The sequence below is a fragment of the Natrinema saccharevitans genome (assembly GCF_001953745.1).
GTDB lineage: Archaea > Halobacteriota > Halobacteria > Halobacteriales > Natrialbaceae > Natrinema > Natrinema saccharevitans.
Genome location: NZ_LWLN01000001.1, coordinates 356,980 through 383,261 on the forward strand (window position 1 = coordinate 356,980; position 26,282 = coordinate 383,261).

Below are 26,282 nucleotides of genomic sequence, written 5' to 3' on the forward strand. Positions count from 1 at the left end.
CAGCGTTGTGATCGGTGTGTAACTCGTTTCAAGAGCTACTATGGCCGACGGAGACCGGTCGTCGGAACCCGAAATCGGTGTCTCCGGGGCCCGTCCGCCGTCGTGGGTTCGAATTTCGAAAATCGATTTCGAGATTCGTACTGTATCGTGGGGCTTATTACGATGTGCGAACTCCGATCCGACAAGACAAATGAGCACGGACACCGCCACCGACGCCGAAACGGGCGACGGCCGCACGATCCTGTTGATCGGCAGCGGCCCGATCCAGATCGGACAGGCCGCCGAATTCGACTACTCGGGCGCACAGGCCTGCCGGGCGCTCCAGGAGGAGGGCGCTCGCGTCGTCCTCGTGAACTCGAACCCGGCGACGATCATGACCGACCCGGAGATGGCCGACGAGGTCTACATCGAGCCGATCACGACCGACGCTATCGCCGAGATCATCCGCAAGGAGAACCCCGACGGCGTCATCGCCGGGCTGGGCGGCCAGACCGGCCTGAACGTCACCGCCGAACTCGCCGAGGAGGGCGTCTTGGAGGAGTACGACGTCGAGATCATGGGGACGCCGCTCGATACCATCTACGCGACGGAGGACCGCGACCTCTTCCGCCAGCGCATGGAGAAGATCGGTCAGCCGGTCCCCGCCTCGACGACCATCTCGCTCGAGGAGGACGAGGAAGTCTCGGAGATGACCGAGGCCGACCTGAAAGAGCGCGTCGAAGCCGCCGTCGACGAGGTCGGTGGGCTGCCGGTCATCGCCCGGACGACCTACACGCTCGGCGGCTCGGGGTCGGGCGTCGTCCACGAGATGGACGAACTCCTCCGTCGCGTCCGCAAGGGCCTGCGCCTCTCCCGGAACAGCGAGGTCCTCATCACCGAGTCCATCGCGGGCTGGGTCGAGTACGAGTACGAGGTCATGCGCGACGCCGACGACTCCTGTATCATCATCTGTAACATGGAGAACATCGACCCGATGGGCATCCACACCGGAGAGTCGACGGTCGTCACGCCCTCCCAGATCGTCCCCGACGAGGGCCACCAGGAGATGCGCACCGCCGCGCTCGAGGTCATTCGCGAACTCGGTATCCAGGGCGGCTGTAACATCCAGTTCGCGTGGCACGACGACGGTACTCCCGGCGGCGAGTACCGCGTCGTCGAGGTCAACCCACGCGTCTCCCGCTCTTCTGCACTCGCGTCGAAGGCGACCGGCTACCCGATCGCCCGCGTCACCGCGAAGGTCGCCCTTGGCAAGCGCCTCCACGAGATCGATAACGAGATTACCGGCGAGACGACGGCGGCGTTCGAGCCCGCGATCGACTACGTCGTCACCAAGGTGCCCCGGTGGCCCAAAGACAAGTTCGACGACGTCGACTTCGAGCTGACGACGGCGATGAAATCGACCGGCGAGGCGATGGCCATCGGCCGCAGCTTCGAGGAGAGTCTGCTCAAGGCGCTTCGCTCGAGCGAGTACGAACCCGACGTCGACTGGGACGAGGTTTCGGACGCGGAACTCGAGGAGCAGTACCTCGAACGGCCGTCGCCGGACCGCCCCTACGCGATGTTCGAGGCCTTCGAACGCGGCTACACCGTCGACGAGGTCGTCGATCTGACGGGCATCTTCGAGTGGTACACCGAGCGCTACAAGAACACCGCCGACTCGACGCTGGCGGCACAGGAGGGCGACTTCACCGAAGCCGCCATCGCCGGCCACACCAACGCGACGATCTCTTCCGCCGCCGGCGCGGACGTCGACACCGTCGAGACCGAGGTCCCCGGCCGCACCTACAAACAGGTCGACACCTGCGCCGGCGAGTTCGAGGCCGAGACGCCGTACTACTACTCCGCGCGCAAGTCCGAGTTCGAGTCCGGCCCGCTGCTCGGCGACGCCGCCGCGGGCGAACTCGAGGTCGACCGCGACCTCGAGAGCGTGATCGTCGTCGGCGGCGGCCCGATCCGCATCGGGCAGGGCGTCGAGTTCGACTACTGTTCGGTCCACGCCGTCCGCGCCCTGCGCGAACTCGGGATCGACGCCTACGTCGTCAACAACAACCCCGAGACGGTCTCGACCGACTACGACACCTCCGACGGGCTGTTCTTCGAACCGATCACCGCCGAAGAGGTCGCCGACGTCGCCGAAGCGACCGGTGCCGACGGCGTGATGGTCCAGTTCGGCGGCCAGACTTCCGTCAACATCGGCGAACCCCTCGAGGACGAACTGCAGCGCCGCGATCTCGACTGCGAGGTCATGGGCACGTCCGTCGAGGCGATGGACCTCGCGGAGGACCGCGACCGCTTTAACGCCCTGATGGACGAACTGGGCATCGCCCAGCCGGAGGGCGGCACCGCCTTCTCCGAGGAGGAGGCCCTGGAGCTGGCCCACGACATCGGCTACCCCGTCCTCGTACGCCCCTCCTACGTGCTGGGCGGCCGCGCGATGGACGTCGTCTACAACGACGCGGAACTCGAGACCTACATCGAGGAAGCCGTTCGCGTCGCGCCGGACAAGCCGATCCTCGTGGACGACTTCCTCGAGGACGCGGTCGAACTCGACGTCGACGCCGTCTCGGACGGCCGCAACGCCATCATCGGCGGCATCATGGAACACGTCGAAAGCGCCGGCGTTCACTCCGGCGACTCCGCGTGTATGATCCCGCCCCGCTCGCTCGAGGAAGACACGCTCGAGCGCGTCCGCGAGGTCACCGAGGACATCGCCGAGGCGCTCAAGACGAAGGGGCTGTTGAACGTCCAGCTGGCCGTCCGTGATGGCGAAGTGTACGTCCTCGAGGCGAACCCGCGTTCCTCGCGCACCGTTCCCTTCGTCTCGAAGGCGACCGGCGTCCCGATCGCCAAGCTCGCCGCGAAGGTCATGGCCGGCGAGACCTTGGAGAGCCTCGACGCCCAGGAGCAGATCCCCGAACACACGTCGATCAAGGAGGTCGTCCTGCCGTTCGACCGCCTGCCGGGCTCGGACCCGCGTCTCGGCCCGGAGATGAAGTCCACCGGCGAGGTCATGGGCACGGCGAGCGACTTCGGCACGGCCTACTGGAAGTCACAGCAGGCGGCCGGCAACGCCGTCAGCGAGGGGACCGCCGTCGTCGACCTCGACGTCGACGGCTTCGAGACCCACTTCGACGTGGCCGAGTTCGACGACGTGCCCGCGGCCATCCGCGAGGGCGAGGTCGACTTCGTCGTCAGCCGCGATCGCGACTCGCTCGAGATGGCCGTCGAGGAGGAGATCCCCTACCTCTCGACGGTCGCCAGCGCCGAGGCCTACGTCGAAGCGCTCGACGAGTTCGACGGCGACCTCGAGGTGGCGTCGGTCACCGAGCGGCCGAAGCGCGCCGCGAAGTGGGGCCAGTCGCAGTAACACGCTCCTCGGCGTCTCTTTCTGACGCGGTGTGCTTTCTTTCCGGTCCGGCCAAGCGCAGCGGCGCTGTCGGCCTCGTGTCTCCCGTAGCGGAGACGGGGCCGGAACCGGTGCGGTGGTTGATCGACCGACGCCGCTCACTCGAAGTCGTACCAGTCGAAGCGCTCGACGGCGTAGCGGTAGGACAGCGGCGGCGCGAGCAGGCCGGCGACCAGCACGAGCCAGGCCCCGATCGTGATCGCTCGGGCCGAGACCTCGACGTCGGGCAGCGGCGTCAACGCGGCCGCGGCCCGGAGCAGGCCGGCGATCGTCTCCGGAGCCTCGAGGTAGAGGACGGCGGCCGCGATCGCCGGCAGCGCGATCGCCAGCGTGTAGACGAGGAAGGCGGTCTTGCTCGGCATCACCGCCTCGCGGTTGTTGGTCACGCTGACGCTGCCGAAGCGGGGGAACGCCGAGCCGATCCCGGACGCCAGCGCCGGCGTGACGACCGCCCCGATGACGGTGCCGGCGACGAGGACGGCGGTCCGCTCGAGCGAGAGGGGACTGACGGCCCCGAGGACGAGCGGGACGAGCGCTGCGAACGGGACGGCGACGAGGGCGGCGGCGACGATCCGGCCGCGGATCGCGTCCCGGCCGGTGAGCGTCGAGGTGACGACGGCGGGTAGCGCCGGGCCGAGGTCGCCCAGCGGGTTGAGCGTGAACAGCGCGCCGGCCGCCCAGACGACGTACAGACAGAACAGCGCGACCATGAACGACGGGACGGTCCCGGCTTCGATGATCTGCTGGACGAACCCCAGCGCGCCCAAAAGCGGGTAGCCGACGTACGCGAGCCGGATCGGCGAGCGCTTCGTCCGTCGGATCGCCGTCACGGTCACGGTTCGGACTGGTCGCGTGAGGACGCTCGAGAGGGCTCCAGTGAGCCGGTCGTCGGCTCGTTCCCCGGTCGGTTCGGGGTCGTCATCCTCGGTTCGGGCCGGATCGGCGAACCAGTGGGTCCGTGCGCCGGCCGTCCCGACGATGAGGGCGATACCGACGACGAGCAGCGAGCCGACGGCCGCGCCGCCGATCGCGGCTACCGACGGATCGACGACGGGGACGCCGACCAGTAGCAGGTGACCGGGCCAGCCCAGCGGGCTGGCCTGCAGGTGTCGAAAGAGCGTCGCCGCGATCTCGTTGATTCCCCCGGTCATGATCACGCCGAAGTACGCGACCCAGAAGGCGGCGAACAGCAGCGTCCGGTATCTGGCGATCGGTTCGTAGGCGGTGATCAGGTGCCGGATCCAGACGCCGACGGCGAACCCGACCGGGACGGCGGTCGCGATGATCACAACCAGAAAAAGCGGCGCGACGAGAACGGGCGAGACGGTCCCCGCACCGGCGGCAAACGCCGCGGCGAACGCCACCGCCGGCAGCAGTACCCAGACCAGAAAGCGCGCGATCTCGGCACCGACGAGACCGACGACGGCGTTGCGGACCGACGTCGACAACAGGAGAAAGGCCGGTTCGTCGACGTCGGCGGTCGTCGTGACCGCCCGCATGACGGACATGACGACCAGAAACAGCCAGAGAAGCGCCGTCCCACCGGTGACGAACTCGGTGACCGTCGCGGTGCCGGACGCGGACAGCGAGCCGGCGGCGGCGCGCTCGCCCAGCTCCGGCAGGAAGAGGACGCCGACCGCCGTGATCGGCCCCAGCGCGATCAACAGGGCGACCGCGATCAGTAACAGTCGCGTCCGGTTGTCCACGATGGCACGAGCTGTCCGCCGGAACTCCGTTTCGGTAATCGTACGCACGATCGCGACCTGCCCCATCAGCGATCACCTCGAGTCGATCGCAGCGCGTGAGGACGGACGGGTCTCATGGTCGGATCCGCGTGACCCACCCAGTAAAATATTCGGTTTCTGTCATCACCGCGGCGTTCGGCGACCGGTACTTGTGACATACGTTTAATTATACCGGCGCGAAAGGACGCCTATGAGCCCTGCCGACGCCCTCGCTATCGAAACCGACGGCCTGACGAAACGGTACGGCGAAACGACGGCGGTCGACGACCTGACGATGCAAGTCGAGCGCGGCACCGTCTACGGCTTTCTCGGCCCCAACGGCGCGGGGAAGACGACCACGATGCGAATACTGACGACGCTGACGAAGCCGACCGCAGGAGCGGCGAGCGTCGCCGGCCGCTCGATCGTCGACCGCGAGTCGGTCACCCCCCACATCGGCTACCTGCCCGAGGAACCGCCGGTCTACGACGAACTCACCGGCCGGGAACAGCTCGAGTACGCCGCCGGGCTGCGCGACATGCCCGAGGGCGAGGCGACCGACCGAATCGAATCGCTGCTCGAGCGGTTCGACCTGCTCGCGGACGCGAACAAGCGCATCGAGGACTACTCGAAGGGGATGCGCCAGAAGGTCGGCGTCATCCAGGCGGTGTTGCACGAGCCCGACGTGGCCTTCCTCGACGAGCCGACGAGCGGGCTCGACCCCCGCGCGGCCCGGACGATGCGCGACACCATCGCCGACCTCGCCGACCGCGAGATGACCATCTTCCTCTCGACGCACATCCTCCCCGTCGTCGACGAACTGGCCGACACGATCGGCGTCCTCCACGACGGCGCACTCGTCGCCGAGGACGACCCCGACCGGCTCAAGACCCGCGCCGAAACCGGCGACGCCCGCAGTCTGGAAGACGCCTTCCTCGAGATCACTCGTGACCACGACGACGAGGTGGCGGCCGAACCGTCCGCGAAGTGATCCTGTGAGTCGATCGGTCCGTCGCCGATCGCCCGTCTCCCTGCGCCGCCACGATGGGATCGCGGCGATGGGGCTCCACACGAGACGTGCTAAAAACGACGTAGCAGTGCTGAAGTTCGTTCTGTGGCGTTCGATTCCCCGTGGTTTTTAGTATTCGGCCGTTGTACGTTCGTCCGGAGGTGTGAATCGATGGTACTGAGAGACATCACTGGGTTCGATACGGTTGCTCACATCGCCGACCACCTCTCGACGATCGACCGATATGACCTCCTGCTCGGACTGATCCCGACGGCGCTGACGGTCGCGGCGCTCGTCGGGCAGGTCCTCGATCTCCCCACCGAGGCGACCCTGCTCGGTGGCGTTGCCATCGCTTTGCTGGCCGTGCTCGACGGGTTGTTCTTCCGTCCGCCCACCGGATTACAGGGCGCGTGACGCTTCCGTCGCCGCCTCGAGTCCGGTCGGGAGCCGAGTCGGTCGTCACGACGCCGACGGCCGCGACACCGATCGATGCTCGAGCGTCGAATAGCGCCGCGAACGGCGATCTGATCGGGCGACTCGCGTTCATCGTGCCGGCTGCCCGACTGTGCCGGCCGAGAGACGGGCCGACGGGGTCGATCTTCCCCCGAATATATCGGGACCGTTCCGGGGACGGAGTGCCGCGACGGCCGCCTCGAGGCGACGCGAGCGGTCCGCGAACGGAATACTCTAAAACGACCGGGTGCTGTGGATTCGTATGGAGTATCACGAGGCGGCGGACTTCTTATTCGATCTGCGGCGGTTCCGCCCGAAGCCGGGCACCGAGTCGACGGCCCGGCTGCTCGCCCACCTCGGGTCCCCCCACGACGATGTCGACTGCGTCCAGATCGCCGGCTCCAACGGGAAGGGAAGTACGGCCCGAATGCTCGAGCGAACGCTGCGGGAAGCCGGCTACTCCGTCGGTCTCTACACCTCTCCCCACCTCGAGGACCTGCGGGAACGCGTCCGCGTCGACGGTCGGAAAATGTCTCGAGCGGCCGTCTGCGAGTTCGTCGACGCCGTTCGCGAGTACGTGACGACCCGCGGTGCCGACGGCGAGTCGCCGACCTTCTTCGAGACGATGACGGCCATGGCGCTGTGGCAGTTCGGTCGCGAGGACGTCGATATCGCCGTCCTCGAGGTCGGCATCGGCGGCAAGTACGACGCCACCAGCGTCGTCGACCCGGTCGCCAGCGCGGTCACCAGCGTCACGCTGGAACACACCGGCATCCTCGGCGACACCGTCGCGGAGATCGCCCGCGACAAGGCCCACGTCGCGCCGGCAAACACGCCGCTCGTGACCGGGACGACCGGGGACGCGCTGGCGGCGGTCCGGGAGGTCGCCAGCGACGTGGTCACCGTCGGCCCGTCGCCCGAGGGGGGATCGGAACCCACCGCGCTAGATGTCCGCGTCGCTTACGGCGGCCGGACCAACCACACCGAAGCCGCCGTCTCGATCGACGCCGACGGCTGGGACCTCGAGACGTCGATTCCGCTGCTGGGCGAACACCAGGCCGTCAACGCCGGGATCGCGGCCGCCCTCGCCCGACAGGCCGGCGACGTCTCCGAGACCGATCTCGAGCGCGGCCTGCGCAGCGCCCACTGGCCGGGCCGGTTCGAGGTGCTGGACACCGAACCGCTGGTCGTCCTCGACGGGGCGCACAACCCCGGCGCCTGCGAGGGGCTCGCGGCGACGCTCGAGACCTACGACTACGACGACCTCCACCTCGTCTTCGGCGCGATGCACGACAAGGACCACCGCGAGATGGCCGCGACTCTGCCGACGCCGACCTCGGTCGTGACGACCGAGCCGACGCTGGACCGGGCCGAGGACCCGGCGGTCCTCGCCGAGGCCTTCGCCGACGCCGGTGCCGGCCGCGTCCGGACCGAAGCCGCCGTCCAGGACGCGCTGGCGACCGCGTTGGCCGAGGCCGACGGCGACGACTGCGTCCTCGTGACCGGCTCGCTGTTCGCGGTCGCGGAGGCCCGTTCCCGGTGGACCCGCACCGACGTTCCCAAGCGGATCCGGGATCGCTCGGACGCCCGCGACACCCTCGCGGAGGCAAACGTCGCCACGGGCGACGTCGAACGACTGGACGGCGACGCCGTCCACCGTGTCGTCAGGACGGCACTACGGGATCGACAGGCGACGGTCCTCAAGGAGGAGTTGCTACGGCTCGGCGGCGAGTGTGCCCTCTCGGGCCTCGAGCGCGACGACGAGGCCGTCGACGCCGTCCTGATGGGCACCGTGGCGCAGTTCGAGTCCCTCGTCGAGGCTCTCGAGGCTCGCTCGCGACCCCACGGGCTGGCCGACGTGGCCCGCGAACTGCGAGCAACGCTCGAGATCGACGCCGCCGACGAGTCCGGAACCGAGGCGGGGGATCGGACTGCCGATCGGCCGCGATCGGCCACCGGCGACGACGGCTCGAGTCGCGCCTATCCCTGGACCGACCGGACGGCCGTCATGGGCATCCTGAACGTCACGCCCGACAGCTTCCACGACGGCGGCGAGTACGACGCTCTCGAGGACGCGGTGGCCCGCGCCGAAACGATGGTGGAAAACGACGTCGATATCATCGACATCGGCGGCGAGTCGACCCGCCCCGGTGCTGACCCCGTGTCGGTCGACGAGGAACTCGAGCGCGTGGTGCCCGTCATCGAGCGGATCGCCGACCTCGACGCCCTGCTCTCCGTCGACACGCGCCGCGCCGCGGTCGCCGACGCCGCGCTCGAGGCCGGCGCGGACATCGTCAACGACGTCTCCGGGCTCGAGGACCCCGAGATGCGGTTCGTCGCCGCGGACCACGACGCGGCCCTGGTCGTGATGCACAGCATCGACGCGCCGGTCGTCCCCGATCGCGACGTCGACTACGACGATGTGGTCGCGGACGTGATCGACCAGCTCTCCGAACGCGTGTTACTCGCCGAGAAGGCGGGTCTCGACCGCGAGCAGATCGTCGTCGACCCCGGCATCGGCTTCGGCAAGTCCGCCGCCGAGAACTTCGAACTGCTCGATCGGATCGACGAGTTCCGGGCGCTCGGCTGTCCCGTCCTCTTCGGGCACTCCCACAAGTCCATGTTCGCCAAAGTCGCCCGCGAGGGCGGCGACCGACTCGAGGCGACCGTCGCGGCGACGGCGCTGGCGACCGACCGCGGGGCCGATATCGTCCGGGTCCACGACGTGGCCGAGAACGTCGCCGCGGTCCGGACGGCGCTGGCCGCGCGCGATCCGGAGCGTTTCAGCTGGGACTCGTAGGAACACCCGCCGTTTCTCTCGGACTGATTCGTTCGCTCGTCAATCGTCGCCCGAAACGCTCGCGTCCGGCGTCCACCCGTCTGGCCCACAGCCCAGCGACCGGTGCGGACAGTGCCGGCAGTGGTCGCCCGGCGTCGTCTCCGCGAACGATGGCTCGTCGATCGCCGCGAGCGTCTCGCGGACCGATTCCCAGGCCGGCAGCTCCTCGGGATCGAACATGTCGACGCGAGGGCCGTCGACGTCGCCGACGTAGACGTAGCCGACCGCGGCGATCGGTTCGTCGAAGCGCCGCTCGCAGGCCCGTAGATACAGCGCCAGCTGGAGGGCGTCCTCGGGTGCGATCCGGTCGGCGGTGGCTTTGTAGTCCAGCACGGCGAGTCCGCCGTCGGGGAGCCGCCGGACCGAGTCGACGTAGCCGACCACGTCCCCGCGCACGTCCGCGACGTCCTCGAGCGAGAAGGGCAGTTCCGCGGCCAGCGGGTCCCAGTCGGCGACCGGCCGGTCGTACGCGGGCGCGGTCGCCGCGAAGTAGCGGTCGATGCAGGTCAGGACGGGCTCGCGGTACGCGAGCAGGTCCCGCGCGGTGAGCTGGCGGACGGCGGCCTCGCGCCAGGCCTCGCGGCCGGCGTACTCGCGATGGAACGCCTCCTCGGCGACGTCGTGGAAGACGGTACCGACGAGCCGCGAGGCCGCGTCGTCGGCTTCCGCCGCGCCCCCGTCCGCGCCGTCCGCTGTCGCGCCCGTCGCGCCCGCCGCCGGCGGATCGTCGAACGCCCGGACGACGTGATCGAGGTAGTGCTTGCGCGGACAGGTCCCGTGGGTGTCCATCGCGGAGTAGCTGTGTCGCATCGCGACGGGCAGCTCGGTCGCGGTCGCGAGCGTCTCGACGGGGAACCGGACGGTGTCGACCGTCAGCGCCGACGGGCGGCGACCGCTCGGCACCGCCCGGCCGTCCCCGGCCGCCTCGAGCGCGCCGTGGCTCGCGGCGTCGGCGGCGGGCAGTAACGATCCGTCCCGGAGTTGTCGGCCTAGTCGGTGGACCGTCTCGATCGCCGCGCTGGTCTCGAGCGGTTCGACGGGGCGGTCGCCGTAGCCGGCGTAGTAGGTGATCGTGCCGGGGGTCTCGCCGGCCGAGGCGGCGATCTCGTCGGTGCGATCGACCACGGTTTCGGGGTAGGTCTCCCGGACCCGCTCGAAACTCTCGGTCAGCGACGACCAGAGGTCCATCCGTCGGCCGGTCACCGACCACGCGATCCCGTCGGCCAGACAGGCGTCGGCGGTCGCGGCCGCGAGCCCGTCGACCGGGTCGTACTCGTACTCGGCCCCGAAGAGAAACAGGTGGTTGGCCGCGCGGGTGAGCGCGACGTGGAGGACCCGCCACTCCTCGGCGACCGATTCGGCGGCCAGATCGGCCAACAGCGGCGAGTCGACGTCGTCGTCGAGCGTCGCCGCCAGCAGCCGGTCCCGGGCCCGGTCGGCGTAGTCGCCCTCGACGCACCACTCCTCGTCCGAGAGGAAGGGGACGAGGACGGTGTCGAACTCGAGGCCCTTCGCCTGGTGGACCGTCATCACGTCGACGCAGTCCTCGGAGCGGCTCCCCCGGGTGCGGTCGCTCCCGCCGCTTCGAAGCGTCGCCGCGAGCGCGTCCACGAACTCGCTCGAGAGCGACTGGACGACGCCGTCGGACTCGTAGGCCTCGACGAACCGCTCGATGCGATCGAACGCCGATCGCTCTTCGCCCGTGCAGAACCACTCGAGTCGAGTCAGCTCCCTGAACCGCCGCACGAACCCCGACAGCGGGTAGACGTCGCGGTACTCCTCGAGGGTCGAGAGGTGGTCCCGGACCGTCTCGAGGCGGTCGGGGGCCTCGAGATCGAGCGCCGCTGGCTCGGCGGCGGTCACGGCGTCGTACAGCGAGCCGTCCCGTCGCTGGAGCGCCGCCAGATCGCGCTCGGAGAACCGGTACCGATAGAGTAACACGCGCCGGAGGTGGGCGTCCGCCCCCGGATCGACCAGCACTCGGAGGTACGACAGCGCCGTCTGCAGGCCGGGCGCGACCTCCCCCCGCGGCGAGCCCGACACCTCGTGGGGGATCCGCAGCGATCGGAGTTCGTCTGCCACCGCCTGCGCGTGGCGGTTGGTCCGGACGATCACGGCGAGATCCCCCAGCGAGCGCCGGGAAACGTTCTCGGCCTCGCCGTTGAGGAGCCGCGAGACCGTCGTCGCAACCTGCGCCGGCGTCGGCTGGGGGATCTCGTCGCTCTCGACTTTGACGACCCGATCCGGCGGGTCGACCTCGTCGTAGGTCCCCTCGGTTCGGCCGTTCTCCCGCAGCGTCTTCGAGGACTGGTGGGCGTAGTCGCAGGCGTTGGTCAGCGCGAGGATCTCCTGTCTCGAGCGGAAGTTGAGTTCGAGTTCGATCCCGCGGTGGTCGTCCGCGGTCGTCGCCAGCCGGTCGAGTCCCTCGCGGTCGGTGCCGCGCCAGCCGTAGATCGCCTGGTCCTTGTCGCCGATCGCGAGCAGGTCCGGCCGGTCGGGGCCGTCGGTGAGTTCGGTCAGTAACGAAAACTGGGTCGCGTCGGTATCTTGAAACTCGTCACAGTAGACCTGCGTCCACTGGCCGGTGATCTCCGGAGCGACCCCGTCATCCTCGAGCAACGTCGTCGCCGTCCGCACCAGCTCGTCGAAGTCGAGCGCCCGTTCGGCCCCGAGGTGGTCGTGGTAGTCCGCGTAGACGTCGGTGTAGTGGCGGGCCAGCCGGAGGAACTCGACGTAGTGTTTGAGTCGCCCGAAGGGGGTCTGCTCGAGTCGCTCCGTGGCCGACCCCCAGATCTCGTTGCCGAACAGCGCCCGCGGGAGGTGTTTCGTGGTCGGCTCCTCGAGGTCGAGCGCCTCGATCGCGTTCGTCACGCAGGTCTGGAGCGCCCGCAGGTAGCGGTCGATGTCCCGAACCACGTCCGCTTCTCGGAACGCGTCGGGCGCTTCGGCGATCTTCTCCCGGCAGTACTCGATGAGCTTGCCGTAGTCGACGAGCGACTCGCGGGCGGTCTCGAGGTGGATCTCGTCGCTGAACCACCGCAGCGCCTCGTTGTCGAACGAGAGGTCCGCGTCGGCGGTCCGCTCGAGCCAGAGGACGAACTCGGCACACAGCTCGAGGGTCCGGACCGGCGGCAGCGCCGACCGGAGCCGCTCGGGGGTGATCCCCTCTCGGCTCATCGAAGCGATGAAGCCGTCGACCGCGTCGGCGAGGTCGGCCGTCCCCTCGTCCGGGCGGGCCGAGGCGGCCGCGAAGTCGTAATCGTTGCTCGCGAGCAGCCGGCCGACGATCCGGCGACGTTTGCGCTCGGTGACGACCTCGAAGTCGGGCGCGTAGCCGAGGTAGTAGGCGTACTCGCGGACGAGCCGGTAACAGAAGGAGTGGTAGGTGTAGACGTCGATCGCCGCGGCGGCGTCGGGCGAGAGCCGCTCGGCGACCGCGTCGCGGATGCTCGCGGCGGCCTCGTTGGCGAAAGTCAACACGAGGACGTCCTCGGGGTCGACGTCGCCGCGCTCGATGGCGCGTTCGATCCGCAACAGCATGGTCGTCGTTTTTCCGGTGCCGGCCCCCGCGTCGACGGAGGTACAGGCCGCGTCGCTCTCGATGACCGCCCGCTGGTTCCCCTTGGGGTCGACGCCGGCAGCGAACGCGTCGCCGGCGTCGGATCGGGACGTCCCGCGGTCGGCTGTCGGGTCGAGCCCGTCGCCGGGATCGCGATCGGGGTCGTCGCGACCGTCGCGGCGGTCCTCAGCCATCGAATTCCACCTCCCGAGCGACGTAGTCCTGACAGCAGACGGTGTAGTCACACGTCGGGCAAGCGTGATCCTCGATCGCCGTCCACCGCTCCGCGGGGTCGTACGGCCCCGAAACCAGCTCGGCAGCGACCGCCGCGAGCCGGGCGTCGACGGTCTCGTTGCGATGCTCGTGGGTCATCCCGAAGGTGTGGTGATCGACGTAGCCGTCGGTCAGGTCGACGATCTCGAGGCTCGTCTCGACGTCGTCGCGGACCCAGTTCACCGCCGTCCCCGACCGGTCGGCCAGCGGAATCTGCACGTATCGGCAGGTCCGATCGCCCAACTCGAGCCGGTCGCGGAGCCCGCGGAGGCCGTCGAGGACGACGGCGGTCTCGAGGAGCGCGCCGACGGGAGCGGGGTCGAACGCGGCCGATTCGGGGTCGAAGTGATCGGTAAAGAGGGAAGCGACGTCGCCCTCCCAGTCCGATCGGTACCGGAGGAGGCCGAGCGGCGCGACCGTCGGCACGAACCGAACGCCGACGAGCGACGAGCCGTCGGTGGTGACGTAGTCGATCGGCGCATCGATCCGCACCGACTCGGGAGTCGACGCCGCTCCGTCCCCGCGCTCGGTCCCCGGCGGCTCGACCGTACTCGAGAGCGGGAGCCCCGGCCCGACGAGTTCGCCGCCGGTCGCTTCGGCCTCGAGCCGCTCGATCCCCGCGGCGTGGTCGGCGCCGACGGCCTCGACGTACGCGGCGGCCGTCGCCTCGAGGACGCGGCGCTCGTGACGGCGCTGGGTCGCCGAATGAAAGCGCTCGTCGTGGTCGGCCCACAGGGTCGCCAGCCGGTCCGCGGCGACCGACTCGAGTGCTTCGCGGTCCGCATCGGCGTTCCGGAGCGCGTCACAGAGTGCCGTCCGCAGCAGGTCGACCCGGTCGTCGACCGCCGCCGTCTCGCCCGCGAGGTCGTGGACGTGGGCGAACTCGTACTGCCGGGGACAGCGGAGTCCGGTCCGGAGACCGTCCGCGGAGAGCGTGGGAACGACTCCTGCGTCGTCGTCACTCATCCCGGACCACCTCGCCGGCGGCGAACTCGAACTGCGACCGGACCGCCTCGGCGAGTTCCGGGTCGATATCGCCGTCCTCGAGGACGACCGCGATCTCCTCGAACAGCATCTCGGTCTCGCCGAGGTCGGCCTCGCCGCCGGTACTCGCCTCCCGGAGGAGCCGCTCGAGTTCGCCCCGCGGCTGGGAAAGCAGCGCCTCGACGGCGTCGGTCTCGCCGTGGATCGCCGCCCCGGCCGTCGCGTCGACGGACTCGAGGGCGAGCCCGGGCGTCGCGTCGATCAGCTGCAGGTACCGCGACTCGTCGTGGGTCCGGCGCAGGCCGCCCGAGCCGCGCTCGTAGGAACACAGATAGAGGGCCCGTTCGGCGGCTCGAGCGCCGAGTGCGAGCCAGCGTCGGGACCGCTGGGCGTGGTAGGTCTCGAAGGGGTCGCCGACGTCGTCGGCGTCGACGGTCGCGAAGGTGTCGGCGATCGCGTCGACCGACGGATCGGTGACCGCGGGGTAGCTCGGCATCGACCGCAGCCACGCACCGGGGAACAGCTGGGTGAGGAACTGCTCGCCGGGGTAGGTCTCGTCGATCAGATCGAGCAGAAAGACCGCCCGCCGCGAGTCGTACTTGAGGTCGTCGGCGGCACAGACGGTGACGCCGCCGGTCGGCGGCCGCGTTTCGACCGAATGCACGTACGGCGCGTCGTACTGGATCGTCCGCCGGAGCATCCGACGCAGCCCCTGCCAGTCCGGCCCCACGAGGTCCGTCTCCTCGACGAACGCGGCGATCTCGAGGACGCGACGGACGCCCTCGTACCCCTCGCGGGCGTCGACCCAGTCCTCTTCGCGGGCGATCCGTCCTTTCAGGTCCGTCCGCCGGATCCAGCGCTCGAGCGAGCGCCGGACGCTCGAGCCGGCGGTTTCGGCGAGCAAATCCGTCGAGAACGCCGGCACACGGGCCCGGAGCCGATCCAGCGAGGCGGCGACCGAGTCAGGCCGGTCCCGCTCGGGTCCGACGGGATCGGCGTCGGCTCGCTCGATGGCGTCGCCGTCTCGCTCCCGTTCGCACTGACAGGTGACGACCGCGTAGAGTTCGTTGACGGCGGGATCTTCGGCCAGCGACGGGGTACCGATCGTCGCCGTCGGGACGCCGGCCTCGCGGAGCCGCCGTCTGGTCTCGGGGACGCGCTCGATCCGCGGGACGGCGACGGCGAACTCGTCGAACGGCCAGCCGTGGCGGTCGCGCAGCGACTGGATCTCGGTGGCGACCGCTCGAGCCTGTTCGCGAGCGGTGTCGGTCCGGAGCCGGCGTGCCCGGCCGGTCGGCTCCGATTCCGCCGACGCGGCGGCCGCCGATCCGGCGTCACCGCCGGACTCCGCGCTCCGAGTCGGCACCTCGTCGGTCGCGAGGAACCGCGTGATCGCCCGGTGTGGCGGCCCGTCGGCGTTCGCTCTCGGCGGCTCGAGCGGCTCGACCGCGAGGCCGGCCTCGGCCGCGACGTCGGCGACCCGGCCGGGTTCGACCCGCGTCCGCTCGACGCTGGCGTGGCGCTCGCCGAGACAGACGAGGTCGGCGTCCGCCGACAGCGCGGCGAGATAGCGTCGGTCGAGCCGGCGGTACTCCTCGAACTCGACGGCCAGCACGGCGTCGAACGAGGCCGTCACGCGTGACCGCAGGCCGTCGGCGTCGGCCGCGAGCAGGTCCACGGCGCGCGGGATCACGTCCGCCCGCTCGACGTAGCCTCGGTCTGTGAGTTCGTCGTGGAACCGGTCGTTCATCGCGTAGAGGAAGGCCAGACAGTCGTGGGGGTCCTCGAGGTCCGCGAGGCGAATCCGCTGGCGGGTCGCCTCGAGCAGGAGCTGCCCCACGTCGCGGGAAAACCCCTCGTGGTCGGCCGCGCGCTCGAGGTAGTCGGGGACGGATCGGCTCGCGCCGTCGATCACCAGCGAGATCAGCTCGATGCGTTCCTCGTACTCGAGGCGATCGAGCGTCGGGTCGTACGCCTCGACGGTCTTGGAGGCGTGTTCCGGCAGGGACTCGACGCGGGGCGAGCGGGGGCCGTCGGCGCGCTCGAGTGGTGCGTCGGCCAGCGCTTCGGTCAGCGACGCCAGCCCCGCCGGATGTCGCTTCAGCACCAGCACGTTCCGCGGGCCGTGGTCGTCGGCGAGAGCGGCGTACTCGTCGGCGACGGCCGCGAGGAGGGTATCGCTGGGCGCGGGCGCGGGAAGGAGTTTGCACGTTCCCTCGAGGGCGGGCGGGGACGGCATGACACGTCACCCTGTACGGTCGATTTCGTATTTAAATGTGGGTTACTCGTCCGTCCAGTCGCTCGGTGGTAGTTCGGCTGCCTTCCGCAGTCCGACAATTCTTATATTGTCTACCGAATACCATACGGTATGGAAGACATTTTCGTCGCGCGAGTCATGTCAACGGATGTCTATACGGTCGCGCCGGACACGCTCGTCGAGGACGCTGCAGGCGAGATGCTCGACAACGGGATCGGCTCGGTCGTCGTCGTCGACGATAATAATCGGCTCGAGGGGATCCTGACGACGACCGACTTCGTCCGGATCGTCGCCGAGCGAAAGCCGAAGGACCAGACGCCGGTCTCGACCTACATGAGTACGGACGTCGTCACCGCCGGGGCACAAGATACCATCCGCGACGCCGCAGACGTGATGGTCGAACGGGGTTTCCACCACATTCCCGTCGTCGACGAGGACGAGGGCGTCATCGGGATGGTCTCGACATCGGATCTGGCCGGCTACGTCTCGCGCGTCCAGTCGCCGAGTCCCGAATAGCCTCTCCGGTTCGGAATCCGACGGATTCTCCGTCCTTTGCCCACGAACGGCCACGCGAACGCCAGTCCGTGGTCCGAACTCGGCGGGCCGATCCCGTCACGCCGAATCGGCGTCTTCCTCGAGCGCGTCGTCTTCGGTCATCCAGCGGACGACCTCCCCCAACCGTTCTCGCAACCGCCGCGCCTCCGCCGGCGTCAGTTCGACGTCCGCGTGGCCGGTCGCGTGGTCTCCCGCCATCGCGTCGATACTCATCACGACCCGGTGGTGGTCCCCCGCTTCGGGCCGCACCGAGATATCGGCCCGGTCCGGATACTCCCGCGGCGGCCCCATCTCGAGGTCCAGTTCCCCTCGCGTGACGCCGATTCGGACCCGCTCTGCGTCCTCGAGGTCGAACGAGTCCGTCCGCGCCTCCTCGGTCGCCGGCGGCTCGCCGGCGTCTGTGTCGTTTCCGTCCATATGTCGAGAGTAGGTGCCAGTCCCCTTGGCTGTACGCCCGGCCGTCACTCGACCGCGAAGGTCTCCTCGTCCAGCAACCGCCCGCCGGTCCAGCACTCTCGGGCGAACCAGCCGAAATACCCCATCACGAAGACCGTTAGCGCGGCCGTGAGCAGCCACGGCACGCTTCCGGTGGCGAACTCGTCGAGCTGGGTGAGGCCGAACCCGCCACAGCCCGCGGCGAGGAGGCAGACGCCGACGGCGGCCACGCGGGGCCAGCCGACGGGTCGTCCGGCGATCGCGAGTCGCTCCCGCGTCCCCGCGAGGAGGAGCGTGACGCCGACGGCACCGAGCCACCCGGCCGGGACCAGCGTCGAAACCGCTCCCGACTCACCGCCGACGACGAACAGTCCGGCCAACAACAGGGTCGCGACGCCGCCGCCTGCGAACCCGCGGCGAACGACGGTCTTCGGTCCACTCATCGCTCGAGCGGTTCCGACGGAACGAAGTTATACTGTTCGCTGTCGAGCCCCGACGAGGGCGGCCGCGTGTCGGCGCGGTGACGCCGCCGCTCGCGCCGTCAGTCGTCGTCCATCGGCGCGGTCACGGGCTCGACCCGCTCGCCGCGGGGCCCCTCGAGGTCGACCTTCGGGAGCAGGTCCCGCAGGTAACGGCCGGTGTGAGAGTCCTCGAGGCGCGCGACCGCCTCGGGCGTACCGGTGGCGACGATCTCGCCGCCGTTCTCGCCGCCCTCGGGGCCGAGGTCGATGACGTGGTCGGCGTTCTTGACGAGGTCGAGTTCGTGTTCGATGACGACGACGGTGTTGCCGTCGTCGGTCAGCCGGTGGAGGACGTCGATGAGCTTGCGCTCGTCCTCGCTGTGGAGCCCGGTCGTCGGCTCGTCGAGGAGATAGAGCGTCTCGCCGGAGTCCTTTTTGCCCAGTTCCTCCGCCAGCTTGATCCGCTGGGCCTCGCCGCCCGACAGCGTCGTCGAGGGCTGGCCGAGTTTCATGTAGTCCAGCCCGACGTCTTTCAGGAGCTTCAGCCGGCGGCGGATTCGGCTCGAGGACTCGAAGAAGTCGTAGGCCTCCTCGACGGACATCTCGAGGACGTCGGCGATCGTCTTCCCCTTGTAGGTCACGTCGAGCGTGGCGTCGTTGTACCGCGCGCCGTCGCACTCCTCGCAGGGGACGTGGACGTCCGAGAGGAAGTTCATCTCGATTTTCACCGTTCCCTGCCCGCCACACTCCTCGCAACGGCCGCCCTTGACGTTGAAGGAGAACCGCCCCTTCTCGTAGCCGCGCTGTTTCGACAGCTTGGTCTGGGCGAACAGTTCGCGGATGTAGTCGAAGACGCCGGTGTAGGTCGCCGGGTTCGACCGGGGAGTGCGGCCGATCGGCGACTGGTCGATCAGCCGGACCGTCTCGATTTGATCGAGCCCCTCGAGGCCGTCGTGGTCGCCCGGAATGACCGACGTGTTGTCGTTCATCTCGCGGGCCAGTCCCTTGTAGAGGACCTCGTGCATGAGCGTGGATTTGCCCGAGCCCGAGACGCCCGTAATTGCAGTAAAGCAGCCCAGCGGGATGTCGACATCGAGGTCCGTCAGGTTGTGCTGGCGCGCCCCGAGGACGGTCAGCGTGCCGTCGGGATCGCGTCGCTCGTCGGGCACCGGGATCTGCTTGCGGCCCGAGAGGTAATCGCCGGTCACGGACTCCTCGCACTCTTTGACCTCGTCGACGGAGCCGTTGACGACGACCTCGCCGCCGCGCTTGCCGGGGCCGGGCCCCATGTCGATGACGTTGTCCGCCCGCCGCATCGTCTCCTCGTCGTGTTCGACGACCAGCAGGGTGTTGCCGAGGTCGCGCAGCTCCTCGAGCGTGTCGAGCAGGCGGTCGTTGTCCCGCTGGTGGAGCCCGATCGAGGGCTCGTCGAGGACGTACAACACGCCCACGAGGCCGGACCCGATCTGGGTCGCGAGCCGGATGCGCTGGCTCTCCCCGCCCGACAGGGTGGCGGCCTCCCGGTCGAGCGTGAGGTACTCGAGGCCGACCTCGACCATGAAGCTCAGCCGCGCGCGGATCTCCTTTAAGATCTCCTCGGCGATGACCTTCTCGCGCTCGGTGAGGTCGGCCTCCATCGACTCGAAGTGCTCGAGGGCGTCGCCGATGCTCATCGCGTTGATCTCGGTGATCGAGGTCCCGTCGACCAGCACGGCGCGGCTGGCGGGCTTGAGCCGGGTGCCCTCACAGGCCGGACACTCCGTGACCGACATGTAGTCCTCGATGTGGTCCCGGGTCGAGTCGGAGTCGGTCTCGATGTACCGGCGCTCCAGGTTCGGGATGACCCCCTCGAAGCGCTTTTGCTTCCGTCGGGTGCCGTTCTTGGTGCTTCGCTTGAAGACGACTTCCCCGTCCGTGCCGTAGAGAAACGCCTGCCGGACGTCTTCGTCTAACTCCTCGAACGGCGTCGAGAGTGAGATGTCGAAGTGTTCGGCCACGGCGTCGAGGCGGGTCTGATAGTACGACCGGTTGTAGCTCCAGGCCTCGAAGACGTGTTTGAGCGGTTTGGACTCGTCCTGGACGACGAGGTCCTCGTCGACCTCCTTGGTCTCGCCCAGCCCCTCACACTCCGGACACGCGCCGTGGGGCGAGTTGAACGAAAAGGAGCGAGTCTCGATCTCGGGGACGTCGATCCCGCAGTGCGTGCAGGCCAGGTCCTTCGAGAACTCGACGACGAACCGATCGTCCTCTTCGCGTTCCTCGCCCAGCGCGCCGGTCCGGCGGGCCTCCTCGCCGAGGCCCGCGGCGACTTCTTCGGAGGCGTTCGGGAGGATGACCTTCAGGACGCCCTCGGCCTCGTCCAGCGCCGTCTCGACGCTGTCGATGATTCGCGGGCGGGCCTCGGCCGAGACCTTCACGCGGTCGACGATCACGTCGACGGTGTGATCGAAGTTCTCGTCGAGATCCGGGTCGTCCATCGTGAGGTCGTGCTCCTCGCCGTCGATCTCGACGCGGGCGTAGCCCTCCGAGACGAGTTCCTCGAAGAGGTCCTCGAAGGCCCCCTTCTGATCGCGAACGACCGGTGCCGCGAGCTTGGCCTTGGTCCCCTCGGGCAACTCGAGGATGCGCTCGACCATGTTCTGGGCCGACTGCTCGCCCACTTCGCGGCCACACTCCGGACAGTGGGGCGTGCCGACGCGGGCGTACAGCAGGCGCAGGTAGTCGTGGAGTTCCGTGACCGTCCCGACCGTCGATCGAGGGTTGTTCGCGGCGTTTTTCTGATCGATCGAGATCGCGGGCGAGAGCCCCTCGACGGTCTCGACCTGCGGCTTGTCCATCTGGCCCAGGAAGTTCCGAGCGTAGGCCGAGAGGCTCTCGATGTACCGGCGCTGGCCCTCCGCGTAGACCGTCTCGAACGCCAGCGAGGACTTGCCCGACCCCGAGAGGCCGGTGACGACGGTAAACTCCTCGCGGGGGATCGTCACGTCGAGGTCCTTGAGGTTGTGTTCTTCCGCACCGCGGACTTCGATGGTGTCCTTGCTCATCGTTCGCTCGAGAATCGGGACTGTTCGGAATCGCGATACGGTGTCGAATTCATTGTCCCGAGTCAGGGACCGGAAGAACTTAACGAGTCTGAAAGCCCAATGCCATGTTGTATACTACCAGCAAACATGGCTCTCGAACCGGCCCCTCGAACCACACGCCGTCCGACGGCCGCGGGTCGGGACTTTCGCCCGTCTTTATGTCTCCGGGGTCGAAACGGGAGGTATGGACGAGATCGATCTCGAGGAACTCGCGGCCTCGCTGACGCTCCGGGAGGAGAACCAGGCGATCAAGAGCTACCAGAACACGGTCGCGGTCGCCTGCCCGGCCTGCGACGAGCAGTTCGACGACCTCGTCGTCTGCAAGGAGAACCCGACGAGCCTGAACCTCTCGAAACAGTTGGACCTCTGTGTCGGCTCGGCCGATGGCAAGGGCGTCATCTTCACGCACAAAAAATAGCGATCAGGCACCGTCGATCGCTTCGTCGTCGCTCGAGTCGAGACCGCCGTTCAGGCCGAGGGCAGATCGCGAGTCCACCCGGGATCGCGACCGGTGCGGTCGATGAGATCGGACCGACAGGCCGGACAGTAGTCGGGGGTGACGGATTCGCTCCGAGGGACGTACACCGCGTTGCCGCATTCCACGCACGCGTCCGCGACGATGGTTACACAGTCCGCACAGACGTTGAAGTCGTCGACCGTGAGGTCGCGCAGGGGTTCGAGTTGTTTATCCAGGAGATACTCGTCGATGACCGCCTGACAGCTGTGACACGGTTTCATAGCGATGCTTATAGGTCCATGTTACCATAGCGTAAATACTTGTCTCCGTGAGCGACGGCCGCACCGTCGCGCCCGCTCTCCGCGGACGGGCGCATCGCTGGAATACGGACGAGGACGCCGGGCTGGCCCCGACTCCGACGGCGGATCGCGATAGCGCGTCTTTCGGAAGTGTTATCCCCGAGTCGGGACTACGAGTGGTTGTAATGGCAAACGGTAAGGTTGACTTCTTCAACGACACGGGCGGCTACGGTTTTATTTCGACTGACAGCGACGAGGTAGACGACGACGAGGACGTGTTCTTCCACATGGAAGACGTCGGCGGTCCGGACCTCGAAGAGGGACAGGAAGTCGAGTTCGACATCGAATCATCCCCCAAGGGACCCCGCGCGACGAACCTCGTCCGCAAGTAACACCGCCCGCTGTCGCTATCGCGACGAACGGCGATTCCGTTTTTTGCAGCGCTATCCGCTATAGCGACCCGTCTATTCCGGGCTGAGCGGTACCCACGTCCACGAATCTCCGTTATCAGATTCGGTGGCCCCCTTTGGCCCGGCAAAACGCACCGCGTTTGATTCCTCGAGGGTCGTCAACGCCGGTTCTTTGCTCAGTAGCGGGCTGACTGTCCCTTGAAACTGATACCCAACTGGTCGATAGAACGGGCCGTTCGAGGCGACGCCACGGTCAGCGTGGTCGAACGCGACCGGGGAACCGATCGTTCGACCGGATCAGGACGCGTTCTTACAGTCCGCTATCAACTCCTCGTACTCGCGCTTCGCGCTCTCGTAGGCGTGGCGTTTCTTTTTCAGTTGCTTCTTGTTCACTTTCCCTTTCTCGTATTTCTTTTTGTACTCCTCGTACTCGCGCTTTGCGCGCTTGTATTCGCGCTTTTTCTTCTTCTTGTTCTTCCCATTATCTCCATCATCTCCATCGTCCCCATCATCGGGCACCTTCGTGAACTCCAGAATGTCGCCGTACACCACTGTGCTGCCCACCTGGGCGACCGCTCGGAACTCGTAGGTCGTGCCGGTCTCGAGGTTCGTCGCCGTCGCGCTGAACGGTCCGGGTTCGGTGCGGACCGCGTCGTCGGTAAACGTCCACACCGTCGTTCCCTTGATGCGGTACAGGAAGTAGACGGTAGCCTCCGTTTCGCCCTCGAGTTCGAGCAGTTCGCCGTTGAGCGTCGCCGTCGAGCCGTTGACTTCCGTCGCCGGCTCCGTCTCGACGGCCAACTCGTCCGGCCCGAATTTGGTGAACGTGAGTGTGGTTCCGAGGAACCGTTCGCCGTTCGCGACCATGACCGCCCGGAATTCGTACGTGGAACCGAGTTCGAGACCCTCGATCCCGGCGCTGAAGTCGCCGGGTTCGTCGAGCGTCTGGGAGTCGGTGGCGATCCACTCGTCCGCGCCGAGTTCACGCCACTCGAAGAAGACGTCGACGGTATCGAAGTCCCCGAGATCGAGCAGTTCGCCGTTGAGCGTCGCCGTCGAGCCGTTGATCTCCGTTGCCGGCTCCGTCTCGATGTCGGGGACGCCGGCCTCGGCCTTGGTGAACGAGACGATCGTTCCGTCCTCACGCGTGCCATCGGCCACGACGACTGCCCGGAATTCGTACGTGTTCCCGGGCTCGAGGCCTTCGATCCCGGCGCTGAAGTCGCCGGGTTCGTCGAGCGTCTGCGGCGCGGTGGTCGTCCACTCGTCCGCGCCGAGTTCGCGCCACTCGAAGAAGACGTCGACCGTGTCGAAGTCACCGATGTCGATCAACTCTCCGTTGAGCGTCGCTGTCGAGCCGTTGACCGCCGTCGCCACCTGCGTTTCGACGATCGGTGCCCCGGGTTCGTCTTTGGTGAACTCGATGATGGCCCCTTCCTCACGCGTGCCATTCGCCACGACGACCGCCCGGAATTCGTACGTGCCGCCGGGCTCGAGGCCGGCGATCCCGGCGCTGAAGTCGCCGGGTGCGTCGAGCGTCTGCGGCGCGGTGGTCGTCCACTCGTCCGTGCCGAGTTCGCGCCACTCGAAGAAGACATCGACGGAATCGAAGTCGCCGAGGTCGAGCAGTTCGCCGTTGAGCGTCGCCGTCGAGCCGTTGACTTCCGTCGCCGGCTCCGTGATGACCTCGGGTACACCTGGCACTGTCTTGGTGAACCGAAGCGTGGCCCCTTCGACCCGCTCGCCGTTCGCCAGCCCGACCGCCCGAAACTCGTACGTGGTGCCGGGCTCGAGGCCCTCGATCCCGGCGCTGAAGTCGCCGGGCGCGTCGAGCGTCTGGGAGTCGGTGGCGATCCACTCGTCCGTGCCGAGTTCGCGCCACTCGAAGAAGACGTCGACGGTGTCGGAGTCGCCGAGATCGGTCAGTTCTCCGTTGAGCGTCGCGGTAGAGCCGTTGACCTCCGTCGCCGGGGTCGTTACGACATCGGGGACGGACGGATCGCAACTGATGTCGAGCGTCGTGATATCGAGACCGATCGCGATACTGTCGGTCTCGAGCGAGTACGTTCCGTCCGCGAGACTCCCCCACGTCGCCGAACCGCCGGCGGGAACCTCCATCGTCTCCTCGTACGCGTCGGGGCCGGTGACGGTCACCATCACCGAGACATCGTTGGAGTTCGTTACCGTGATCTCCCCGTCCTCATCGACACACGCCGAGTCCACTTGCAGGTCGACGAGGTCGCAGTCGCACCCGGTAACCGTCGCCATCTGGAGATTGACGTCGGTCTGAGCGTACAGGCAGCCGTCCACCGTCGCGTTGGTGAGTACGTTGATTCCCGTCTGGGCCAGCACGATCCCCGCAAAGTTTGCGTCCGTTCCGATCTCGACGCCGGCACCGCCGGCGACCACCCAGACGATGTTTTCGGGCTGCGCGCCACCTGTCAGGTTGACGGTCACCCCGCTCGCCGCGGTGAGGTCCCCCGCGATCTGGAAGATCCAGGTGTCGTCCGGGCCGCCGTCGATGGTGATATCGTCGTCGATCAGGACGTCCGTACTCCAGTTGTAGACGCCCGGAGTAAGCGTCTCTCCGCCGATATTTCCGCCGCCTAACTCCGTGACGTCCGGCGGGACGCGGCCGTACGCATCGGTAAACGCGGTTTCCATATCGCTCACGGCCGTGGTCAATCTGGACGGGGTCGGCTCCGCATAATTGGCCGCGTACACCCGTCCGCCAACCTGCGTCGATGTCGCGAAGACGCCCGTCGCATCCAACGTCAGATCGAATCCGGTTATCGCGGTCGACGCGATCGGACTCACGCCAATGTCTCCCGCCACGTCGGAATTGGGAACGCTCGATATTCCGGATTTTGCCAGAATCGAAAAGTCACAGGCCGTTCCGAGATCGACCGGTGCCGGGCCGTCCGGTTGTTGCGTTTGGACGGCGTTCGTGGACGTGTCTTTCGGATCGTCCTCTTCTCGGACGGCGCCCAGACAGCCGGCGAGGCCAGCCGTGAGTAGCCCACTCGATGTGATCACCGTTCTTCTGGATGGACTGTAATCCATACCTGAAGGCCACTGACATGTATAATTGTTCATTCTGAGCTACTATTGTGGTGGGAAAATAAGCTGTTGACAAATATTATCCAGACCAAGTTAACCAGTACATTCGAACGCGCCCAACAATCGATCCGACGAGTAGGACGTGATGATACGAATCTCCGTACGGTTTTGGACCCAGTACCGCAGACGGATCGACGAGCGAGGGCGTCGTTGCAAACTGTACAGTCGTGCTGGGAGGGACGGTATCGATCGCTCACTGCGAGTGCCGACTACTGTCTCACGGTACTGACGCTGTGACTCGATGTGGTGCGTCTCGACTCCCTCGAGCGGACCTGTCCCCGGACCCCACCGTCATGACCAAAGTGACTTCGGCCGGCAGCCCCAAGGGCGACCATGAGCGACGACGCCGCGGACCCGCTCGCGGTCGAGGACGTAGTCGAGTACTGTCGCACGCAGGCCGGCCTGCTCTCGGGCAGCGTCGAGACGATGGCCGCGGAGGCCGACGACCTCCTCGACGAGATCGACGCCGAGATGGCCGAAATTCGCTCGCGCCTCGAGGCCCTGCCCGACGAGGTGCCGGCGACCGAAACCCCTTCGACCGCCGACGTCCCCGACGCCGGCGAGGTCGACGTCGCGGCGATCGAGAAGTTACAGGCGGAACTCGAGGAGAAACAACTCCTCGTCGAGGCCAAACAGGCCCGGATGCAGGCGTTTCAGGACCTGGCTGCCGACTACACCGACCTCGCCGCGGAACTGTCCGCGGACGTCGACGACGGGCAGACGGCCCTGACCCGCGTCATCGAGTTCGAGGCCGACGCCGACGCGCCGGCCTACTTCGACGAGCGGGAGACGATGCTCGAGACGGCCGCCGCGTCGGCCGAGTCGACGTCCGAGTAGCGGGTCGAAAACGAGCGGTTGCGCCGTTTCGGATCGTCGCGGTGCCGGTTCGACCGGCCCCTATCGTTCCCGATGACAGCTCGTGAAATCAACCGGAACGTTGATTATGGTATCCATTGTC

The 26,282-nt window shown here is 67.8% G+C and carries 17 protein-coding genes; 8 read left to right on the forward strand and 9 right to left on the reverse strand.

Going from position 1 to position 26,282, the window contains the following annotated elements; translation table 11 throughout:
- Nucleotides 1–190 precede the first annotated feature (190 nt).
- Nucleotides 191–3,367 carry a carbamoyl-phosphate synthase large subunit gene (carB, locus tag A6E15_RS01850; protein ID WP_076143143.1) on the forward strand — a complete coding sequence of 1,059 codons (3,177 nt, stop codon included), beginning with the start codon at nt 191–193 and terminating at the stop codon, nt 3,365–3,367.
- A 137-nt stretch (nt 3,368–3,504) separates the two neighbouring features.
- Here carB and A6E15_RS01855 read toward each other — a convergent pair whose 3' ends face one another.
- Nucleotides 3,505–5,178, reverse strand: a complete 1,674-nt coding sequence (locus A6E15_RS01855; protein WP_076143144.1) for a hypothetical protein — start codon at nt 5,176–5,178, stop codon at nt 3,505–3,507.
- 163 nt (nt 5,179–5,341) lie between these two features.
- Here A6E15_RS01855 and A6E15_RS01860 point away from each other — a divergent pair, with 163 nt between their 5' ends.
- The 3 genes from A6E15_RS01860 to folP all read left to right on the forward strand — a co-directional run bounded on the left by A6E15_RS01860 (nt 5,342) and on the right by folP (nt 9,392).
- On the forward strand, nt 5,342–6,121 hold the full coding sequence (locus A6E15_RS01860) for an ABC transporter ATP-binding protein (RefSeq protein ID WP_076143145.1): 780 nt from the start codon (nt 5,342–5,344) through the stop codon (nt 6,119–6,121).
- 189 nt (nt 6,122–6,310) lie between these two features.
- Nucleotides 6,311–6,553: a hypothetical protein gene (locus A6E15_RS01865; RefSeq protein WP_076143146.1), complete on the forward strand. Its 243-nt coding sequence runs from the start codon at nt 6,311–6,313 to the stop codon at nt 6,551–6,553.
- 301 nt (nt 6,554–6,854) lie between these two features.
- The gene (gene folP / locus A6E15_RS01870) at nt 6,855–9,392 is read left to right on the forward strand and encodes a dihydropteroate synthase (RefSeq protein WP_076143147.1); all 2,538 of its coding nucleotides are present in this window, start codon (nt 6,855–6,857) and stop codon (nt 9,390–9,392) included.
- A 39-nt stretch (nt 9,393–9,431) separates the two neighbouring features.
- On the opposite strand, the gene A6E15_RS01875 is transcribed toward folP, so the two are convergent.
- Genes A6E15_RS01875 through A6E15_RS01885 form a run of 3 tightly spaced genes read right to left on the reverse strand, consistent with a single transcriptional unit; the run spans nt 9,432 to nt 16,486 of the window.
- The gene (locus A6E15_RS01875; protein WP_076143148.1) at nt 9,432–13,184 is read right to left on the reverse strand and encodes an ATP-dependent DNA helicase; all 3,753 of its coding nucleotides are present in this window, start codon (nt 13,182–13,184) and stop codon (nt 9,432–9,434) included.
- Nucleotides 13,177–14,229: a PD-(D/E)XK nuclease family protein gene (locus A6E15_RS01880; protein ID WP_076143149.1), complete on the reverse strand. Its 1,053-nt coding sequence runs from the start codon at nt 14,227–14,229 to the stop codon at nt 13,177–13,179. Before A6E15_RS01880 ends, A6E15_RS01875 begins: the two co-directional genes overlap by 8 nt.
- A complete protein-coding gene (locus A6E15_RS01885; protein WP_076143150.1) occupies nt 14,222–16,486 on the reverse strand; it encodes a PD-(D/E)XK nuclease family protein in 2,265 nt (754 codons plus the stop codon). The genes A6E15_RS01880 and A6E15_RS01885 overlap by 8 nt, the downstream gene beginning before the upstream one ends.
- A gap of 129 nt (nt 16,487–16,615) precedes the next feature.
- On the opposite strand from A6E15_RS01885, the gene A6E15_RS01890 reads away from it, so the two are divergent.
- A complete protein-coding gene (locus A6E15_RS01890) occupies nt 16,616–17,020 on the forward strand; it encodes a CBS domain-containing protein (protein WP_076143151.1) in 405 nt (134 codons plus the stop codon).
- Between the two features lie 96 nt (nt 17,021–17,116).
- Here the strand turns inward: A6E15_RS01890 and A6E15_RS01895 are convergent, their stop codons facing one another.
- The 3 genes from A6E15_RS01895 to uvrA all read right to left on the reverse strand — a co-directional run bounded on the left by A6E15_RS01895 (nt 17,117) and on the right by uvrA (nt 20,999).
- The gene (locus A6E15_RS01895) at nt 17,117–17,476 is read right to left on the reverse strand and encodes a hypothetical protein (protein ID WP_076143152.1); all 360 of its coding nucleotides are present in this window, start codon (nt 17,474–17,476) and stop codon (nt 17,117–17,119) included.
- A gap of 44 nt (nt 17,477–17,520) precedes the next feature.
- Entirely contained in the window at nt 17,521–17,937 is a 417-nt protein-coding gene (locus A6E15_RS01900; protein WP_076143153.1) for a hypothetical protein, read from the reverse strand.
- A gap of 98 nt (nt 17,938–18,035) precedes the next feature.
- The gene (uvrA, locus tag A6E15_RS01905; RefSeq protein ID WP_076143154.1) at nt 18,036–20,999 is read right to left on the reverse strand and encodes an excinuclease ABC subunit UvrA; all 2,964 of its coding nucleotides are present in this window, start codon (nt 20,997–20,999) and stop codon (nt 18,036–18,038) included.
- A 223-nt stretch (nt 21,000–21,222) separates the two neighbouring features.
- On the opposite strand from uvrA, the gene A6E15_RS01910 reads away from it, so the two are divergent.
- On the forward strand, nt 21,223–21,456 hold the full coding sequence (locus A6E15_RS01910; protein ID WP_006647780.1) for a DUF7385 family protein: 234 nt from the start codon (nt 21,223–21,225) through the stop codon (nt 21,454–21,456).
- Between the two features lie 50 nt (nt 21,457–21,506).
- On the opposite strand, the gene A6E15_RS01915 is transcribed toward A6E15_RS01910, so the two are convergent.
- Nucleotides 21,507–21,776 (reverse strand): DUF7571 family protein, encoded by a 270-nt coding sequence (locus A6E15_RS01915; protein ID WP_076143155.1) that lies wholly within the window; start codon nt 21,774–21,776, stop codon nt 21,507–21,509.
- Between the two features lie 203 nt (nt 21,777–21,979).
- On the opposite strand from A6E15_RS01915, the gene A6E15_RS01920 reads away from it, so the two are divergent.
- A complete protein-coding gene (locus tag A6E15_RS01920) occupies nt 21,980–22,186 on the forward strand; it encodes a cold-shock protein (protein WP_006180818.1) in 207 nt (68 codons plus the stop codon).
- 315 nt (nt 22,187–22,501) lie between these two features.
- On the opposite strand, the gene A6E15_RS01925 is transcribed toward A6E15_RS01920, so the two are convergent.
- Nucleotides 22,502–25,300, reverse strand: coding sequence for an ice-binding family protein (locus A6E15_RS01925; RefSeq protein ID WP_338141478.1), 2,799 nt, complete (start codon nt 25,298–25,300; stop codon nt 22,502–22,504).
- Nucleotides 25,301–25,657: 357 nt separating this feature from the next.
- Between A6E15_RS01925 and A6E15_RS01930 the strand changes: the two genes are divergently transcribed.
- The gene (locus tag A6E15_RS01930) at nt 25,658–26,161 is read left to right on the forward strand and encodes a hypothetical protein (RefSeq protein ID WP_076143157.1); all 504 of its coding nucleotides are present in this window, start codon (nt 25,658–25,660) and stop codon (nt 26,159–26,161) included.
- The last annotated feature ends 121 nt before the right edge of the window (nt 26,162–26,282 follow it).

Excerpts from the sequence above, each read along its gene's own strand:
- A6E15_RS01895 (WP_076143152.1), bottom strand. The coding sequence starts at position 17,476 with ATGGACGGAAACGACACAGACGCCGGCGAGCCGCCGGCGACCGAGGAG.
- folP (WP_076143147.1), top strand. The coding sequence starts at position 6,855 with ATGGAGTATCACGAGGCGGCGGACTTCTTATTCGATCTGCGGCGGTTC.
- A6E15_RS01915 (WP_076143155.1), bottom strand. The coding sequence starts at position 21,776 with ATGAAACCGTGTCACAGCTGTCAGGCGGTCATCGACGAGTATCTCCTG.
- A6E15_RS01925 (WP_338141478.1), bottom strand. The coding sequence starts at position 25,300 with ATGAACAATTATACATGTCAGTGGCCTTCAGGTATGGATTACAGTCCA.
- A6E15_RS01910 (WP_006647780.1), top strand. The coding sequence starts at position 21,223 with ATGGACGAGATCGATCTCGAGGAACTCGCGGCCTCGCTGACGCTCCGG.
- A6E15_RS01920 (WP_006180818.1), top strand. The coding sequence starts at position 21,980 with ATGGCAAACGGTAAGGTTGACTTCTTCAACGACACGGGCGGCTACGGT.
- A6E15_RS01930 (WP_076143157.1), top strand. The coding sequence starts at position 25,658 with ATGAGCGACGACGCCGCGGACCCGCTCGCGGTCGAGGACGTAGTCGAG.
- A6E15_RS01890 (WP_076143151.1), top strand. The coding sequence starts at position 16,616 with ATGGAAGACATTTTCGTCGCGCGAGTCATGTCAACGGATGTCTATACG.
- uvrA (WP_076143154.1), bottom strand. The coding sequence starts at position 20,999 with ATGAGCAAGGACACCATCGAAGTCCGCGGTGCGGAAGAACACAACCTC.
- A6E15_RS01885 (WP_076143150.1), bottom strand. The coding sequence starts at position 16,486 with ATGCCGTCCCCGCCCGCCCTCGAGGGAACGTGCAAACTCCTTCCCGCG.
- A6E15_RS01875 (WP_076143148.1), bottom strand. The coding sequence starts at position 13,184 with ATGGCTGAGGACCGCCGCGACGGTCGCGACGACCCCGATCGCGATCCC.
- A6E15_RS01860 (WP_076143145.1), top strand. The coding sequence starts at position 5,342 with ATGAGCCCTGCCGACGCCCTCGCTATCGAAACCGACGGCCTGACGAAA.
- A6E15_RS01855 (WP_076143144.1), bottom strand. The coding sequence starts at position 5,178 with ATGGGGCAGGTCGCGATCGTGCGTACGATTACCGAAACGGAGTTCCGG.
- A6E15_RS01900 (WP_076143153.1), bottom strand. The coding sequence starts at position 17,937 with ATGAGTGGACCGAAGACCGTCGTTCGCCGCGGGTTCGCAGGCGGCGGC.
- A6E15_RS01865 (WP_076143146.1), top strand. The coding sequence starts at position 6,311 with ATGGTACTGAGAGACATCACTGGGTTCGATACGGTTGCTCACATCGCC.
- A6E15_RS01880 (WP_076143149.1), bottom strand. The coding sequence starts at position 14,229 with ATGAGTGACGACGACGCAGGAGTCGTTCCCACGCTCTCCGCGGACGGT.
- carB (WP_076143143.1), top strand. The coding sequence starts at position 191 with ATGAGCACGGACACCGCCACCGACGCCGAAACGGGCGACGGCCGCACG.